15 protein-coding genes are annotated in these 15,676 nt (G+C 61.3%); 11 read left to right on the top strand and 4 right to left on the bottom strand.

Annotation, left to right across the window (positions count from 1 at the left end; genetic code table 11):
* The first annotated feature begins 48 nt into the window (after nt 1-48).
* Nucleotides 49-2,145, top strand: a complete 2,097-nt coding sequence (lpdA, locus tag CFU_RS18490; RefSeq protein WP_014007532.1) for a dihydrolipoyl dehydrogenase — start codon at nt 49-51, stop codon at nt 2,143-2,145.
* Between the two features lie 161 nt (nt 2,146-2,306).
* On the opposite strand, the gene CFU_RS18485 is transcribed toward lpdA, so the two are convergent.
* Together CFU_RS18485 and CFU_RS18480 are read right to left on the bottom strand one after the other, a co-directional pair.
* Nucleotides 2,307-2,789, bottom strand: coding sequence for a C40 family peptidase (locus tag CFU_RS18485; RefSeq protein ID WP_041742377.1), 483 nt, complete (start codon nt 2,787-2,789; stop codon nt 2,307-2,309).
* 17 nt (nt 2,790-2,806) lie between these two features.
* Nucleotides 2,807-4,015 carry an acetylornithine transaminase gene (locus CFU_RS18480; RefSeq protein WP_041743666.1) on the bottom strand — a complete coding sequence of 403 codons (1,209 nt, stop codon included), beginning with the start codon at nt 4,013-4,015 and terminating at the stop codon, nt 2,807-2,809.
* Between the two features lie 387 nt (nt 4,016-4,402).
* Here CFU_RS18480 and CFU_RS23440 point away from each other — a divergent pair, with 387 nt between their 5' ends.
* Complete coding sequence (locus CFU_RS23440; protein WP_014007529.1) at nt 4,403-5,479, top strand: hypothetical protein; 1,077 nt, start codon at nt 4,403-4,405, stop codon at nt 5,477-5,479.
* Entirely contained in the window at nt 5,476-6,024 is a 549-nt protein-coding gene (locus tag CFU_RS18470) for a hypothetical protein (protein ID WP_041742376.1), read from the top strand. Before CFU_RS23440 ends, CFU_RS18470 begins: the two co-directional genes overlap by 4 nt.
* A 7-nt stretch (nt 6,025-6,031) precedes the next feature.
* Here the strand turns inward: CFU_RS18470 and CFU_RS18465 are convergent, their stop codons facing one another.
* On the bottom strand, nt 6,032-7,057 hold the full coding sequence (locus CFU_RS18465) for a CDP-6-deoxy-delta-3,4-glucoseen reductase (protein WP_014007528.1): 1,026 nt from the start codon (nt 7,055-7,057) through the stop codon (nt 6,032-6,034).
* A gap of 11 nt (nt 7,058-7,068) precedes the next feature.
* Between CFU_RS18465 and CFU_RS18460 the strand changes: the two genes are divergently transcribed.
* The 8 genes from CFU_RS18460 to CFU_RS18425 all read left to right on the top strand — a co-directional run bounded on the left by CFU_RS18460 (nt 7,069) and on the right by CFU_RS18425 (nt 15,066).
* A complete protein-coding gene (locus CFU_RS18460) occupies nt 7,069-8,004 on the top strand; it encodes an SDR family oxidoreductase (protein ID WP_014007527.1) in 936 nt (311 codons plus the stop codon).
* Between the two features lie 169 nt (nt 8,005-8,173).
* Complete coding sequence (locus tag CFU_RS18455; RefSeq protein WP_014007526.1) at nt 8,174-8,947, top strand: ABC transporter ATP-binding protein; 774 nt, start codon at nt 8,174-8,176, stop codon at nt 8,945-8,947.
* A complete protein-coding gene (locus CFU_RS18450) occupies nt 8,944-9,951 on the top strand; it encodes an ABC transporter substrate-binding protein (protein WP_014007525.1) in 1,008 nt (335 codons plus the stop codon). Before CFU_RS18455 ends, CFU_RS18450 begins: the two co-directional genes overlap by 4 nt.
* 51 nt (nt 9,952-10,002) lie before the next feature.
* On the top strand, nt 10,003-10,776 hold the full coding sequence (locus CFU_RS18445) for an ABC transporter permease (RefSeq protein WP_014007524.1): 774 nt from the start codon (nt 10,003-10,005) through the stop codon (nt 10,774-10,776).
* Between the two features lie 9 nt (nt 10,777-10,785).
* Nucleotides 10,786-11,601, top strand: a complete 816-nt coding sequence (locus CFU_RS18440; protein ID WP_014007523.1) for a transporter substrate-binding domain-containing protein — start codon at nt 10,786-10,788, stop codon at nt 11,599-11,601.
* A gap of 242 nt (nt 11,602-11,843) precedes the next feature.
* Nucleotides 11,844-12,971: a branched-chain amino acid ABC transporter substrate-binding protein gene (locus tag CFU_RS18435; protein WP_014007521.1), complete on the top strand. Its 1,128-nt coding sequence runs from the start codon at nt 11,844-11,846 to the stop codon at nt 12,969-12,971.
* A gap of 111 nt (nt 12,972-13,082) precedes the next feature.
* Nucleotides 13,083-14,093, top strand: coding sequence for a trans-3-hydroxy-L-proline dehydratase (gene lhpH / locus CFU_RS18430; RefSeq protein WP_041742374.1), 1,011 nt, complete (start codon nt 13,083-13,085; stop codon nt 14,091-14,093).
* Nucleotides 14,094-14,130: 37 nt separating this feature from the next.
* On the top strand, nt 14,131-15,066 hold the full coding sequence (locus CFU_RS18425) for a delta(1)-pyrroline-2-carboxylate reductase family protein (RefSeq protein ID WP_041743663.1): 936 nt from the start codon (nt 14,131-14,133) through the stop codon (nt 15,064-15,066).
* On the opposite strand, the gene CFU_RS18420 is transcribed toward CFU_RS18425, so the two are convergent.
* Entirely contained in the window at nt 15,049-15,528 is a 480-nt protein-coding gene (locus CFU_RS18420) for a DoxX family protein (protein ID WP_014007518.1), read from the bottom strand. The two genes, CFU_RS18425 and CFU_RS18420, sit on opposite strands and share 18 nt — an antisense overlap.
* Nucleotides 15,529-15,676 lie beyond the last annotated feature (148 nt).

Here is a 15,676-nt window from a genome sequence, read left to right as displayed (position 1 = left end):
ACAACAATTTTTTCCTCCCGACGGAGGAGCGAGCATGGAGCAAACGCTATGAGTATGGTTGAAGTCAAGGTCCCGGATATCGGCGACGTCAAGGAAGTGGAAGTCATCGAACTGATGGTCAAGGTAGGCGATACCGTCAAGGTCGACCAGTCGTTGATCACCGTCGAATCGGACAAGGCCAGCATGGAAATTCCGTCGAGCCAGGCCGGCGTCATCAAGGAAATCAAGGTCAAGGTAGGCGACAAGGTCAGCGAAGGTTCGCTGATCCTGGTGGTGGAAGCCGCCGGCGCCGCCGCGGCAGCTCCGGCAGCGGCAGCTCCGGCGCCGGCAGCAACCGCTGCGCCAGCGGCCGCCGCAGCCCCGGCCGCCGCCGGCGTTGCCAGCACCATCGAAATCAAAGTGCCGGATATCGGCGACGTCAAGGAAGTCGATGTCATCGAGCTGATGGTCAAGGTAGGCGACAGCGTCAAGGTCGACCAGTCGCTGATCACCGTCGAATCGGACAAGGCCAGCATGGAAATTCCTTCCAGCCAGGCCGGCGTCATCAAGGAAGTGAAAGTCAAGGTAGGCGACAAGGTCAGCGAAGGTTCGGTGATCGTGCTGCTGGAAACCACCGGCGCCGCTGCAGCCGCACCGGCTGGCGCAGCTCCTGCTCCGGCAGCTGCGCCAGCAGCGCCAGCCGTGGCGGCTCCGGCGGCCGTCCGTTTCGCCGGCAAGGTCGACATCGAATGCGACACCATGGTGCTGGGCGCCGGCCCCGGCGGCTATACCGCTGCCTTCCGCGCTGCCGACCTCGGCCAAAGCGTGGTGATGATCGAGCGCTACCCAAGCCTCGGCGGGGTTTGCCTGAACGTCGGCTGTATCCCGTCCAAGGCGCTGCTGCATGCGGCCAAGGTGATTACCGAAGCGGAAGAAATGGCGCATTTCGGCGTCAAGATGTCGGCGCCGGAAATCGATATCGACGCCTTGCGCGGCTGGAAGGAAAGCGTCATCAAGAAACTGACCGGCGGTTTGTCCGGCCTGTCCAAGGCGCGCAAAGTGCAGGTGCTGACCGGCAAGGGCGAATTCAGCTCGGCCAATACGATTACGGTAGCCACTGCCGACGGCCCGAAAGTGGTCGGCTTCAAGAACGCGATCATTGCCGCCGGTTCCTCGGTGGCCCGCATTCCTGGCTTCCCTTACGACGATCCGCGCCTGATCGACTCCACCGGCGCGCTGGAGCTGCGCCAGATTCCGAAGAAACTGCTGGTCATCGGCGGCGGCATCATCGGCCTCGAAATGGCTTGCGTGTATGACGCGCTCGGCTCCAAGGTCACGGTGGTCGAATTTGCCGACGGCCTGATTCCTGCGGCCGACCGCGACATTGTCAAGCCGCTGCAGAAACGCATCGAAAAACGCTACGAAGCGATTTACCTGAAAACCAAGGTGACCAAGCTGGAAGCTCTGAAAGAAGGTCTGCGCGCAACGTTTGAAGGCGCCGACAGCAGCTCTCCCGCGGCGCCGGAACCGCAACTGTACGACATGGTGCTGGTGGCGGTGGGGCGTCGTCCTAACGGCAAGGACATCGCCGCCGAGAAGGCCGGCGTGATCGTCAACGAGCGCGGTTTCATCCCGGCCAACAAGCAGCAGCGCACCAACGTCTCGCACATCTTCGCCATCGGCGATATCTGCGGCGATCCGATGCTGGCCCACAAAGCCACCAACGAAGCCAAGGTGGCCGCCGAAGTGATCGCCGGCCACAAGGTCGAGTTCGACGCCATGACGATTCCTTCGGTGGCCTACACTGATCCGGAAATCGCGTGGATGGGTTTGACTGAAACCGAAGCCAAGGCCAAGGGTATTCCTTTCGAAAAAGCCAATTTCCCGTGGGCGGCAAGCGGCCGTGCGCTGGCGATGGGGCGCGACGACGGCATGACCAAGCTGTTGTGGGATCCTAGCACCAAGCGCATCATCGGCGCCGGCATTGTCGGCGTGAATGCCGGCGAGCTGCTGGCGGAAACCGTGCTGGCGATGGAAATGGGCGCCGACCTGGAAGATCTGGCGCTGACCATCCATGCGCATCCGACCTTGTCGGAGACGCCGATGTTTGCGGCGGAGATGGGCCTGGGTACGATTACTGACCTGTTCATTCCAAAGAAAAAATAAGCAGGTGGTAGGGTGGGCACCCCGTGCCCACGCGGATCGCAAATTTTGCTGGTGCGGTCTATCAACATTCAGCGTGGGCAGGAAAGCCTGCCCACCCTACAAAAAAACGCCGCTCCGGTTTGCATCGGAGCGGCGTTTTTATTATTGGCAGCTAAACCCAATCAGTCGAAATATCTGCGCACCGCTTCAAAGCGCGCCGCGTAATAGCTGTTGTCGAGACGGTCGATGCGCACCTTGCCGTTGGTCGAAGGGGCATTGATGAAGCGGCCATCGCCGATGTAGATGCCGACATGCGAAAACGCGCGGTGCATGGTATTGAAAAAAACCAGGTCGCCGGGGCGCAGTTCAGCCTTGGAGATGGACCGCCCCTGGCGCGCAATGTCTGCCGCACTGCCGGTGACCTTGAGGCCCGCCGCCTGCCTGTACACGTAACTGACCATGCCGCTGCAATCGAGCCCGGCTTCCGGATTCTTGCCGCCGAAACGGTAGTTGGTGTCGATCAGGCCCAGCGAATAGATGACGATGTCGTTGCCCTTGTCGCTGACCGGCGTATTGTCCTCAGAGCCCGGACGGACCGAACCGGTGCCGCCGCAGGCCGCCAGCAACAAAGCCAGGCAACAGATAAAGAGATTTCTGATCGTCATCAAGCACTTACCTTTATTCAATCTTGCTTCTTGAGCTGGCTGATCACGTCCGACAGCATCGCGATCATCTGGTCGATTTCTGCAATCGTCACATTCAGCGAAGGCATGAAACGCAGCAGGTTTGGCCGCGGCGAATTCAGCAACAGGCCGACCGGATTCAGGTCGCGCGCGATATCGACGATCTGCGGGCCGATGTCGCTGCCCAGTTTCAGCGCCCGCAGCAAACCTTCGCCGCGCTCGCCTTCGAGTCCGTGTTTCGCGGTAAGTTTCAACAATTCGCTGCTCAGGTAAGCACCCTTGTCTTTGACCGACTGCAGGAAACCCGGCGCCAGCAAGGTGTTGATCACCGCAACGCCGACCGCTGTCATCAAAGGATTGCCGTTGTAAGTGCCGCCCTGGTCGCCAGCTTCGAAGCAGGCGATCTCTTCCCGCGCCAGCAGCGCCGCCAGTGGCACACCGCCGCCTATGCCCTTGCCGAGGGTCATGATGTCTGGCGTGATGCCCGACAGCTGGTAAGCGAACAATTCGCCGGTGCGGCCCATGCCGGATTGCACTTCATCGACGATCAGCAGGATGCCGCGCTTCTTGGTCAGCTCGCGCAAGCCTTGCATGAATTCGCGGCTGGCCGGAATCACGCCGCTTTCGCCCTGCACTGGCTCCAGCATGACAGCCACGGTCTTGTCGTTGATCAGGCTTTCGACGCTGGCCAGGTCGTTCAGCTCGGCTTTCGGAAAGCCCGGCACCTGCGGCGCAAAAATGGTGTCCCAGCCGGGTTTGCCGCTGGCCGACATGGTCGCCAGCGTGCGGCCGTGGAAGCTGTGGTTGAACGTGATGATTTCGAAGCGGTGCTGGCCGGCCTGGTTCGGATTCTTTTTGCCCCACTTGCGCGCCAGCTTGATCGCGCCTTCGTTGGCTTCGGCGCCGCTGTTGGTGAAGAACACGCGGTCGAAACAGGAATTGGCGGTCAGCAGGCTGGCCAGTTCAATCGAGGGCGCGTTATAGAAAGCCGGCGACGGATTGAGGATCTTCTTGGACTGCGTCAGCAGCGCATCCTGGATGCATTGCGGCGAATGGCCCAGGGCATTGACTGCCCAGCCCTGCAAATAATCCAGGTAGCGCTTGCCGGTGTGATCTGTCATCCACATGCCGTCGCCTTCGGTAAACACCAGGGGCGGGCGGTTGGTGATGTACATCAGGTCGTTGACCGGGTATTCGCTGAATTCCACCTTGTGTTCCATATGGTTACTCCAAATGAGGGCAAAAAAAAACCACAGGCAGCGCCTGTGGCTTCGTGATCAATCGACGGTCACGCGCACGGCTTACCTGGCAGAGGCAATGGGCTACGGCGTCGCAACAATGTCCGGATCATGTTCATGACGCAAATATTAGGACTTTTTGTGTGGTGCGTCAAAAAAAATTTGCGTAGCTGTGGCCAGTCTTTGATAGGGAAAGTTCGTCATCCGCCCACAACTGGCGACAGCAGCCGGGGCCGGATAGCGAAATGATTAAAATAGTTCTCAAAAGGCAATTAAATCTGATATCTTCCATAATCATGCTTTTAAGCAATTCAATGCCGGCGAAATCGTTACCGCTCTGAGCACAGGAGGTGCATTGTGTCATTTCCCCCTAGCAAATCATTCAAGCCGTCGCCACCGCTGGTAATGCACCACCTCATGCTGCTGCAAGGGGGGCAGCTTACCTGGATAGGCCGTTCCGCATTCGCCCGCGAGCGCAATGTCTGGAGCGGCGAACTCAAGGGGAGTCCGGCCGCATTGTCCGATCCTTTATCGGCCGCCGCCGATCTATTCGAACGCACCCCGCGCGGCCGCATAAAAATCGCCGACAAACTGACCGTGCTGCTCGGTTATCCGTATGTGCGGCACACGGTGTTGCCGTGGCAGACCGGGCTGGCGCGGGCGGCGGACTGGCAAGCTTATGCCAACGCCGTATTCGATGAACAGGACGGCAGCGCCTATCCCGGCCGCCAGGTGGTGGTCGATCCTGCGCCGTCCGGCCAGCCGCGGCTGGCGGCGGCAACCGATGCCGCGCTGATACGGGGCTTGCAGGCGCTGGCCAAGACGCACCAGCTGCGGCTGGTCTCGTGCACGTCGCTGCTGACGGCAGCGGTACAGCGTCACTGGGACATGCTGGAAGACGATTGTGTGCTGAGCCTGCCGCAACACGGCGCGCTCGAATGCCTATTCAGAAAGCAGGGTACATGGCAGGGCGTTTGCGGCATAGCGGTGGCGCCAGGCGCAGCGCTGGCTGACAGCATCGCCGCTGCCGCGCAATTGGCGCGGGCGGATAGCGCCGGCGAAAATGCCGTCCCGGTGCTGGCGGTGGCGCCATTTTCCGGCAGCCTGCGCCAGGGGCGAGACAATTCCGCCTCGGTACGCTGGCTGGCGGCGGCGCATCCCTGGCTGCAAGGCAGCCAAGATTATCCGGATGGTTTCACCCGCAACCATGCGCGCGGCCCGGCGTTTGCTGCGCCCCCTGGCAAGCCTGGCGTGCCGGCTGGCCGCTATAAGTGGGGCTACTGGGCCGCGGATAATCTGGTGGCGGAACAGTCGGGACGCTACGGCGCATGGGGCAAGCTGGCATGGCGCCAGCCCTTGGACTGTTCCGCCCAGGGCGTGGCTTATGCCAAGCCAGGTTTACCATTCGGCCCATGGCAGGAGAGGCGGCAATGAGCGATTTGCGCCAAGGGGTCAGGATGAGATCGGCGGACGCCAGCCCGGAGCTGGATTTTGTGCGCCCGCAAACGCATTCTGGCGTGCCGTTGATGTTGTTGGGGGTATTGATGGCAGGGGTGCTCGGCTTCCTGGGAAACCGTTACTGGCAGCAAACGGACGTCCCCGCCGCCGCGCTGGAAAAGCCGGCGAAGATACTGGCGGCGAAAGATGCCGGTACTGCGGAAAACAAGCGGGTCCAGCCTGTTGCAATTGATAAGGTAATCGAGGACGTGCCTGTAGAGGACAAGCCCGTAGCCGCCAGCGTTTTGCCGGTGCAAGACAACAAGGGGAAGGTCGTTTTCAAAACGCCGCCAAAGCAGCGCCGGCCGGCTCCTCATCTGCCGTCGCGAGTTGCGGCCGCAAGCGTGAACGAGCCCGTCGGCCCTGTCAGGTCAGCGGCGGAGGGTGCGGAACGGCGCGATCCGGTACCGCAGCAACAGATTGTCATGCATGAAGTAACGCTCACGCGCCATGTACGCCTGACGGCCGGCTCCCTCAACTAGGATTTGTTCAGGAGGCCAGGTCCGCTTCCGAAGTAAACGAATCCGCATAAAACTCTTCGGCCGGCAATTTGCACAGGGCGACAAAATCGCGCTGCGCCGATTCCACCACGACCGGTGCGCCGCAGGCGTACACCTGGTAAGCGGACAGGTCGGGCAAGTCGTCGATCACCGCCTGGTGCACGAAGCCGTTGCGGCCCTGCCATTGGTCTTCCGGCTGCGCATTCGAAATCACCGGCACGAAAGTAAAGTCCGGCAGCGTGGCGGCCCATTCTTCGCACAGCGCCATCATGTACAGGTCTTGCGGCCGGCGGCCGCCCCAGTACAAGGTGATCGGCCGCTGCGATCCGGTATGGGCGCATTGTTCGACCAGGGCCTTGATCGGCGCGAAGCCAGTGCCGGAGGCCAGCAGCACCATCGGCTTGTCCGAATCCTCGCGCAGGAAGAAGGTGCCGAGCGGGCCTTCCAGACGCAGGATGTCGCGTTCTTTCATGGTGGTAAACACCTGGTCGGTGAACAGGCCGCCCGGCATGTGGCGAATGTGAAGCGTCAGGTATTCATCTTTGTAAGGCGCGTTGGCCATGCTGTAGCTGCGCCGCTTGCCGTCGCGCAGCATGAATTCGACGTACTGGCCGGCCAGGTATTGCAGACGTTCATTGGCCGGCAGTTGCAGCGACAGGACGATGACGTCGTCGGCCACCTTGTCGAGCTTGACCACGCGGGTCGGCATCTTGCGCACCGGGAACTCGCCGATGCCGGCCACTTCACGCGCTTCGATGGTGACGTCGGAATGCGGCGTGGCGCAGCAGAACAGGGCGAAGCCCAGTTGCTCTTCCTTCACCGGCAAGGCTTTTTCCTGATGGGCGCCATGGCTGATGTCGCCTTCCAGCAGCTTGCCCTTGCATGAGCTGCAAGCGCCGTTTTTGCAACCGTAAGGCAGCCCGACGCCGGCGCGTATGGCGGCGGTGAGGATGGTCTCGCCTTCGTCGCAGCTGAATTGACGGCCGCTAGGCTGGACAGTTATCTGAAAACTCATACAATCCTAGAATGAAAAATATAAAGCAGAAAAATATAAAACAACACCCTGGCGACAAACTGGGCAAGCCGCGCTTGCTGATCTTTGGCTGCGGCGACGTAGGATTGCGCCTGCTGGCGCTGCTGACACAGCGGTTTCGCGTATTTGCAGTAACCAGCCAGCCGGCGCGCTGCGCCGAATTGCGCGCCGCCGGCGCTGTCCCACTGGTGGCCGATCTTGATCAGCCGGCAACATTGGCTCGGCTGGCCCGCCTGGCGCAGATCGTGGTCCACCTGGCGCCGCCGCAGTCGGCCGGAGAAAAAGACCGGCGCAGCCGTAACCTGGCCGCCATTTTACCCGAGCGGGCCACTCTTGTTTACATCAGCACCACCGGCGTCTATGGCGATTGCGGCGGCGCGCTGATAGACGAAACCCGGATGCTGGCCCCGCACAATGGCCGCGCCAGGCGCCGTGTCGATGCCGAGCAGGTATTGCGCGGCTGGGCCCGGCGCCGCAGCGGACGCCTGGCGATCCTGCGGGTGCCGGGGATTTACGCCGCCGACCGGTTGCCGCTGGCGCGCTTGCAGAAGGCGACACCGGCCTTGATCGCCGCCGACGACGTGTATACCAACCACATCCATGCCGATGACCTGGCGCGCATCATCGTGGCCGCGATTTTCAAGGCCGCCCCCTTGCGGGTCTACCATGCAAGCGACGATTCGCAGCTGAAGATGGCGGAATACTTCGACCTGGTGGCCGAGGCTTTCAGCTTGCCGCCGTCGCCGCGGCTGCCGCGCGCCGAGCTGGAGCAGGTGGTGTCGCCGATGCTGCTGTCGTTCATGTCGGAGTCGCGCCGTTTGCAGAACCGGCGCATCAAGCTGGAGCTGGGCGTGCGCTTGCGTTATGCGGACGTACCGGCGGCTTTGCCTGCCATGGCTGCGGCCGCAGGACCAACTGCTCAGCAATAATTCTATGACAAGCTTCTATATCTGTTTTTAGCATAAGCATAGAAGTTATAAGTTGTTGTAAGCCGGAAAGTTGATCGATAAAGTGGAAAATGAATAAAAAATCCACTTTATATGCGCTCGCCGACTTAGGCTTAGCGTTGCCGTACGACGCAAAGGCGCCAATTTCCCCATGAAGTTATCGTTCAAACATGTCAACAAGCAGTTCTCCGGCTTGCCGGTGATCGCCGATTTCAGCCGTGAAATCGAGGAGGGCGAACTGGTCGCCCTGGTCGGTCCTTCCGGCTGCGGCAAGTCGACCCTGCTGCATCTGGCGGCAGGTCTCGGCGCTGCCAGCAGCGGCGCGGTATTGGCCGACGGCCAGGCGATCAAGGGGCCGCATCCCGAACGCATGCTGATGTTCCAGGAAAACGCGCTGTATCCATGGCTGACGCTGGAGGCGAATGTGGCGCTGGCGCTGGAGCTGCAGAAAGTCGGCAAGGCCAGCGCTCGCCAGCAGGCGCGCGACTGGCTCTCCAAAGTCAGCCTGCAAGGTTTCGAAGCTTATTATCCGCACCAGGTCTCGGGCGGCATGCGGCAGCGCGCGGCGCTGGCGCGCGCTTTTATCACCAAACCCAAAGTATTGCTGCTGGACGAACCGTTTGGCGCGTTGGATGCACTGACCCGCATGACCCTGCAGGATTCCCTGCGCCAGCTGATCCGCGAAGAACGGCCGACCGTGCTGCTGGTGACGCACGATGTCGACGAAGCCTTGTTCCTGGCCGACCGCATCCTGGTGTTCAGTCCGCGTCCGGCCACGGTGCTGCGCGAGTTCAACCTGAACCACCACGAGAAAACCCACGACCTATCCGAATTTGCCGCCATCCGTCGGGAAATTCTTTGCCTGCTCGGGATTCACGCAGAGCAAGACGCATTCGCAAAAAAACTTGAGGGAATCGCAGCATGATATTTAACGTCAAACTAAAACGGCTGTTCATCCTGCCGGCGCTTTTGCTGACGCTGGCTGGACACGCCGGCGCCGCCGAAAAATTCAAGATCGGCTATCTGCGCGTCATGGACGATGCGCAGGCGATTGCCGCCTTTGAAGGCGGCTTCTACAAGAAGCACGGCCTGGAAGTGGAACTGGTCGAGTTCAAGTCGGGCACCGACCTGATCAAGGCCATCGTCGGCGGCCAGCTCGATAGCGGCGTGCTGGGTTTCACCAATGCCGCGGCGTGGGCTTCCAAAGGCGCCGACCTCAAGGTAGTGGCCGGCGCCCAGCACGGCTATCACGCGATTGTGGTACGTGAGGACAGCGGCATCAAGGATGTGGCCGGGCTGAAGGGACACACCCTGGCTTCACAGGCCGAAGGCAGCACCGCCGACACCGTACTCAAAGGCGTGACGCTCAAGAACGCCGGCCTGAAAGCCGACGACGTCAACATCCTCGGCGTCAGTCCGCAGGTGGCGGTGCAATCGCTGGTTGGCAAACGGGTCGACGCTGCTTTCCTGTTCGAGCCGCAAGCCAGCATCGCCAAACTGGTGGCGCCGGTGAAGCAGATTTATGAAGTCGGCGAAGTCTGGCCTTTCCCCTGCATGGTGGTGATCACTTCCGGCGAAACGCTGGCGAAGCGCCGCGACGCGGTGTGGAAATCGCTGGATGCGCAGCGTGAAGCGATCGAACTCCTGCAGAAAGATCCGGCCGCGGCGTCGAAGCTGATCGCCAGCTACTTCATCGCCGATCCCACCTTGAAAACCCTGAAGCAGGGCGAGCTGCCGCGCGAAACGGTGATCCGCGACGCCATCAAGAGCCAGACCTTCAGCGCCGTGCTGACCGCCAAGGAGCTGGCGCGCATGCAGGAGCTGGCGAATATCCTGCAAGACCAGGGTTCGCTGAAAACGCGTGACGGCAAGCCGTTCGATGTAAATGCGATCATCGACCTCGACTGGCAAAAAAGCCGCAAGCTCTGATCGTTCCGCAATCAGCTTTTTTCATTACACAAGAATTGTTTTGGTTTATCTATGAGCACTCAAAGCCGGCTGGTCGGTTATCGCAAAAAACTCGCCATGCTGCTGGCTATCCTGCTGATTTTCCTGCTGTGGCAGATCGCCGCCTGGTCGCTGCCTGATTTCCTGATGCCGGGCGTGCTGCCGGTGCTGGGACGCTTGTGGCAGGAAGCGCTGACGCCGGAATTCCGCACCGCCTTGTGGGGCAGCCTGACCCGGCTCGGCGGCGGTTATGCGGCGGCGATGCTGTTCGGCATCGGCTTCGGCCTGGTCGGCGCGGTGCTGTTTTTCTTCCGCGAAGTGCTGAAATCGGCCATCATCATCCTGCAATCGATCCCGTCGATCGCCTGGGTGCCCTTGTTCCTGATCCTGATGGGCTTCGGCAACCTGCCGATCATGGTGGTGGTGGCGATGGCGGCTTTTTTCCCGGCCGCGCTGAGCGTCATGAACGCCACCGAGAGCGTGCAGCAAGTGCACGTCTCGGCGGCGCGGGTGATGGGCGCCACGCGCTGGGACATGCTGAAACGGGTGTACCTGCCGGCAGTGATGCCGGAGCTGATCACCGGCGCCCAGCTGGCGTTCGGCAATGCCTGGCGCGCGCTGATTTCAGCCGAGATGCTGATCGGCTTCGGCAAGGGGCTGGGACGGACCCTGGCCTACGCCGGCGAAACCGCCGACATGGTCGGCGTGATGACCAACATCCTAGCCATTGCAATCCTGGCTGCGTTGATCGACCAGTTCATCCTGGAAAACCTGAAGCACAGGGTGCTGCGTTATCAATACGTCTGATCCAAGTTCATGAAACCGCCGTTTTTCTTCCGCCGATTTTTACTGTTGCTGCTGGCCTGCGCGCTGCCGCTCAGCGCGACGGCGGCCAGCTTGCAGCAAATCAGGCAGCGCGGCCAGCTGGTGGTCGGCGTCAGCTATGTCGCGCCGGCCCATGTCGCCGGCGCAAAATACCGCACGGCCGAGAGTTTCGACACGACCGTCGCCGCCGACCTGGCGCAGCGCCTGGGCGTCAGGCTGCGCACGGTGAAAGTGACGGCGCGGGACCGGCAACAGCTGCTGGCGCAAGGCAAGGTCGACCTGCTGCTGTTGAACCTGAAGCAGGCCGACGCCGACACGTTCGGCGCCAGCGCAAGACTGCTGCCGACAGCCTACCAGGCCAACCCCAAACTGATCATGCGCAGCGATACCGACATCAAGCGCCTGGCGCAGCTGCGCGGGCGCAGCATCTGCGTGGCGCAGGGCGGGGCCTACGTCGGCAGCATGGCGGCCGCTTATGGCGCTGTTGAAAAAGTATATAAAGCGCCGGCCGACGCCTTGCTGGCGCTCCGGACCGGAGCCTGCGACGCCGCCGTCCATGACGACGCGGTCCTGAACGGCATGCTGGATTTACCCGAATGGAAAAAGTTTTCAGCCAGCTTGCCGCTGCCCGCCAATCCGGCCACGCTGACTTTTGCGGTAAGGCCGGCCGATACCGGACTGGGCGATTACCTGCAGCAGACGGCCAGTGCGCTGGACAGCAGCTACTGGGCCGGCAATCGAAAAAAATGGATCAGCAACGTCGCCTTCGAGGTCTACCTGGACCAGAACGTGCCCGATTGCCACTAGCCACGCCGATTCCGGCCCCGGCCAATTTGTTTCCCCTGCCGCAGGGATAGCAACTAGAATTCCTGCTGGATCGAGTCATTTTGCCATCGAATCTACGGAGAAGCCGCCGCATAAAAGAATTTAATGCGGCGGCGTCCCTGCTAGGATTCGATCTGCAAGAGACGTCCCCGGTTTCCCACGCCTGACGATGGGTGCCGATATTAAAAAAACACTATTATTAAAGACAGACGAAAGGATACGCCATGTACGCACGGACCAAACTGATGATGGTGATGTTGGCTGCATTCCCAGCGCTCGTTATGGCGCAGGAGACACAAGTAGTAAAGATCGGTTTCAGCGGCCCGCTGACCGGCCCGCAGGCATCTGCCGGTCGCGACAACCAGGGCGGCCTGGCCATGGCGATCGACAAGCTCAATAGCCAGGGCATGGTCATCGGCGGCAAGAAAATCAAGTTCGAAGCGCAGATGGAAGACGACCAGGCCGATCCGCGCGCCGGTGTCGGCGTAGCGCAAAAGCTGGTCGACATGGGCGTCAAGGCAGTGGTCGGTCCTTACAACTCGGGCGTGACCATTCCTGCTTCGCGCGTCTATAACGACGCCGGCATCGTGATGGGCACCGTGGCCTCCAATCCGAAAGTGACCCTGCAAGGGTTCCACTCGGTATTCCGGGTAGCGGCCAGCGACAGCCAGCTGGGCGGCAAGATGGCGCTGTACGCAGCCAAGGAATTGAAGGTCAAGACCGTAGCGATCATCGACGACCGCACCGCCTACGGCCAGGGCCTGGCGGAAGAGTTTTCGAAAGTCGCCAAGGCCAACGGCATCAAGGTGCTCGGCAACGACTTCACCAATGACAAGGCAACCGATTTCACCGCTATCCTGACCTCCATCAAGTCGAAGAAACCGGACGCGATTTTCTACGGCGGCTACTCGCCGCAGGGCGGACCGATGATGCGCCAGATGAAGCAATTGGGCGTAAGCGCCAAGTTCCTCGGCGGCGATGGCATCTGCGCGCCGGAGATGGGCCGTCTGGGCGGCGATGCGATTACCGACCAGGTGTACTGCACCCAGGGCGGCGCCATGCTGGACAAGCTGGCTTCGGGCAAAACCTTTGCGGCCGACTACCAGAAGCGTTACAACCGTCCTGCGGAAACCTACGCTGCTTCGTTCTACGACGGCATGATGGTGATCGCGCAGGCGATGAAGGACGCCAACTCGGTAGAGCCGAAGCAATACGTATCGGCGCTGGAAAAGATTCACTACAAGGGCGTAGCCGGCTCTTATGAATTCGACGCCAACCACGACCTGAAGCAATCGCCTGTAACCGTGTTCCGCTTCAAGGGCGGCGTGCCGGAAGCTTTGACCAGCTACTAAGCAACCAACGCGTGGGCACAGGTGCCCACCCTACCTCCAGGCAAGCGAAGTAGGGTGGGCAGGTTTTTTTGCCCACGTCTCGCCCGCGGTTCTCTTCGTACAAAATTTCCCATGCTAAGTTATACACGCACCATCCATACGGTAGATGCACACACCGGCGGCGAGCCGCTGCGCATCGTTATTTCCGGCCTGCCGCCGGTGCCCGGCAAGACCATCCTCGAGCGCCGCTGCTGGCTCAAGGCGCAGCGCGACGACCTGCGCCAGTTCCTGATGAACGAACCGCGCGGCCATGCCGACATGTACGGCGCCTACCTGTTGCCGCCGGTCACGCCGGCCGCCGATTTCGGCGTGATCTTCATCCATAACGAAGGTTATAGCGACATGTGCGGCCACGGCATCATCGCGCTGGGCAAGGTGCTGGTGGAGCTCAACCATGTCGAGCGCAGCATGCCGCTGACGCGCATCGGCTTTGATACGCCGGCCGGTTTCATCGAAGCCCAGGTCGAATGGGACGGCCAGCGCGCCGGCGCCGTCACCTTCCGCAACGTGCCGGCATTCATCTACCAGCGCGACGTCGAAGTCGAGACGCCGAGCTTCGGCAAGGTGACTGGCGACATCGTGTTCGGCGGCGCTTTTTATTACTACATGAACGCCGACCAGGCTGGCGTGAAGATCAAGCCGGAACAGGTGGGCAGCCTGATACAGCTGGGCGCGGAAACCAAGCAGGCAGTCAAGGACCAGGTAAAAATCCAGCATCCGCTGGAGCCCGGCCTGGATACGTTGTACGGCACCATCATCGACGGCGCGCCGAACGATGCCGGCGCCGACCAGGCCAATGTCTGCATCTTCGCCGACCGCGAAGTGGACCGCTCGCCGACCGGCACCGGTACCTCAGGCCGCGCCGCGCAATTGTTCCTGCGCCAGAAGCTGGCGCTGAACCAGGTGCTGGTGAATGAAAGCATCGTCGGCAGCTGTTTCCGGGTGCGTGTGACCGGCACCACCAAGGTCGGCGAGTTCGATGCAGTGCATACCGAAGTCACCGGCAATGCGCACATCATGGGTTTCAACCAGTGGGTGCTGGAAGACAGCGATCCGTTCCCGCAAGGTTTCTTCCTGCGCTGATTAATTTTGGATGGGCCGATTTTGGATGGACCAATATATGCGAATCCTCGACGCTGAAAGCACCGCCGCCGCCTTGCCGTATGCCGAACTGGTGCCGGCGCTGGTCAAGGTCGCACAGCAGCTGCGCCAAGGCGAGATCAATGCGCCCGAACGCATGGTGGTGGAAATCGACAAGGCCAGCGTGCTGCTATGCATGCCGGCTGTCGCTGCCGACATCGGCATGACCAAGCTGATCACCGTGCACGCCAACAACGCCCAGTACCAGCTGCCGGCGATCCAGGGCGAAGTAGTGGTGTTCGACGCCGCCAGCGGCCGCCGGCTGGCGCTGTTGCATGGCCCCACCGTTACCGCCAGGCGAACGGCCGCGGTAAGCCTGCTCGGTATTGAAGCTTTGCTGCCGTCAAAGCCAAAATCGGCATTTTTGATTGGCACCGGTGTGCAGGCCATCGCTCATGCCGACGGCCTGGCCGAGTATTTCGGCGTCACCGAATTCTGGGTCGCCGCGCGCGACCTGGAAAAAACGCAGGCATTTTGCGCAGCCTTGCAGCAGCGGCATCCGCAGATTGCCGTCAAGGCCATGGCCGCCGCTGCGCTAGCCACCGATTTGCCGCACACCGATGTCGTGATCGCCCTGACCACTTCGCGCACCGCCGTGATACCGGTCAGCATCGCCGCGACTACGCTGGCGATAGGCGTCGGCGCCTTCAAGCCGGACATGGTGGAATTTCCGGCCGAGCTTTTGCACAGCCGCACCGTAGTGGTCGATTGCCTGGCGGGAGCGAAACATGAAGCCGGCGATCTGCTGCAAGCGCAGATCGACTGGAGCAAGGTGCGCGAGCTGCCCGACGTGCTGGCCCACGGCTTTGTCCGGCAGGCAGTCTTGCCGGTATATAAAACCGTCGGCCAGGCCGCCTGGGACCTGGCTGCCGCGCGGGTGGCGATTGCCTCGCTCGATTTATATAAACCGGCGTAACTTCGGGTATCGTTTTACAAGCACAGGGTCCGCGCCAAAACGCTCGGCGCCGGCAAACAATATCCAGAACAGCAGCAGGCCGTACAGCACCTCGGGCAGGTAGAGGAACCAGTCGTACCAGTCCAGCGGGCCAAGGCCGGCCGGGATCTTGTGGATGCCATCCGAGAAAGTCGCGACGCCGACTATCGCCAGCAGGACCAGCGCGCTGGCCCTGGTCAGCAAGCCCAGCGCGAGCAAGCCGCCGAAAACAAATTCCAGGATGGCGACGAACACCGCATTGAATTCCGGGAATGGAATGCCGGCGTGCTGCATGGTCGTCAGCATGGCTGCCTGGTTGGCCGGCACGAACAGCTTGTTGTATCCGGAGATAGAGAAGAACAGCCCGACATTGATGCGGGCGAACACTAGCGGCAGCCAGTGCAGGGACTGGCGGATCTGGATCAGGCGGTCAATGGCAATCATGGGGGTTCCGGTGGCAAAACATTTTACGGCTGCGGATTTCTCGGCAGCCAGGGAGCGGTAGTAGACTGTCGTCAGCTTGCATAAGTTTCAAGTACGGGCTCGCGCTGTCCGTCGCTGAAACCGCTGCATAAATGAAGCACAGCCAAGG

The sequence above is a fragment of the Collimonas fungivorans Ter331 genome, from assembly GCF_000221045.1.
Classification (GTDB): Bacteria; Pseudomonadota; Gammaproteobacteria; order Burkholderiales; family Burkholderiaceae_D; genus Collimonas; species Collimonas fungivorans_A.
This window is presented reverse-complemented; position numbering and strand designations above follow the sequence as displayed.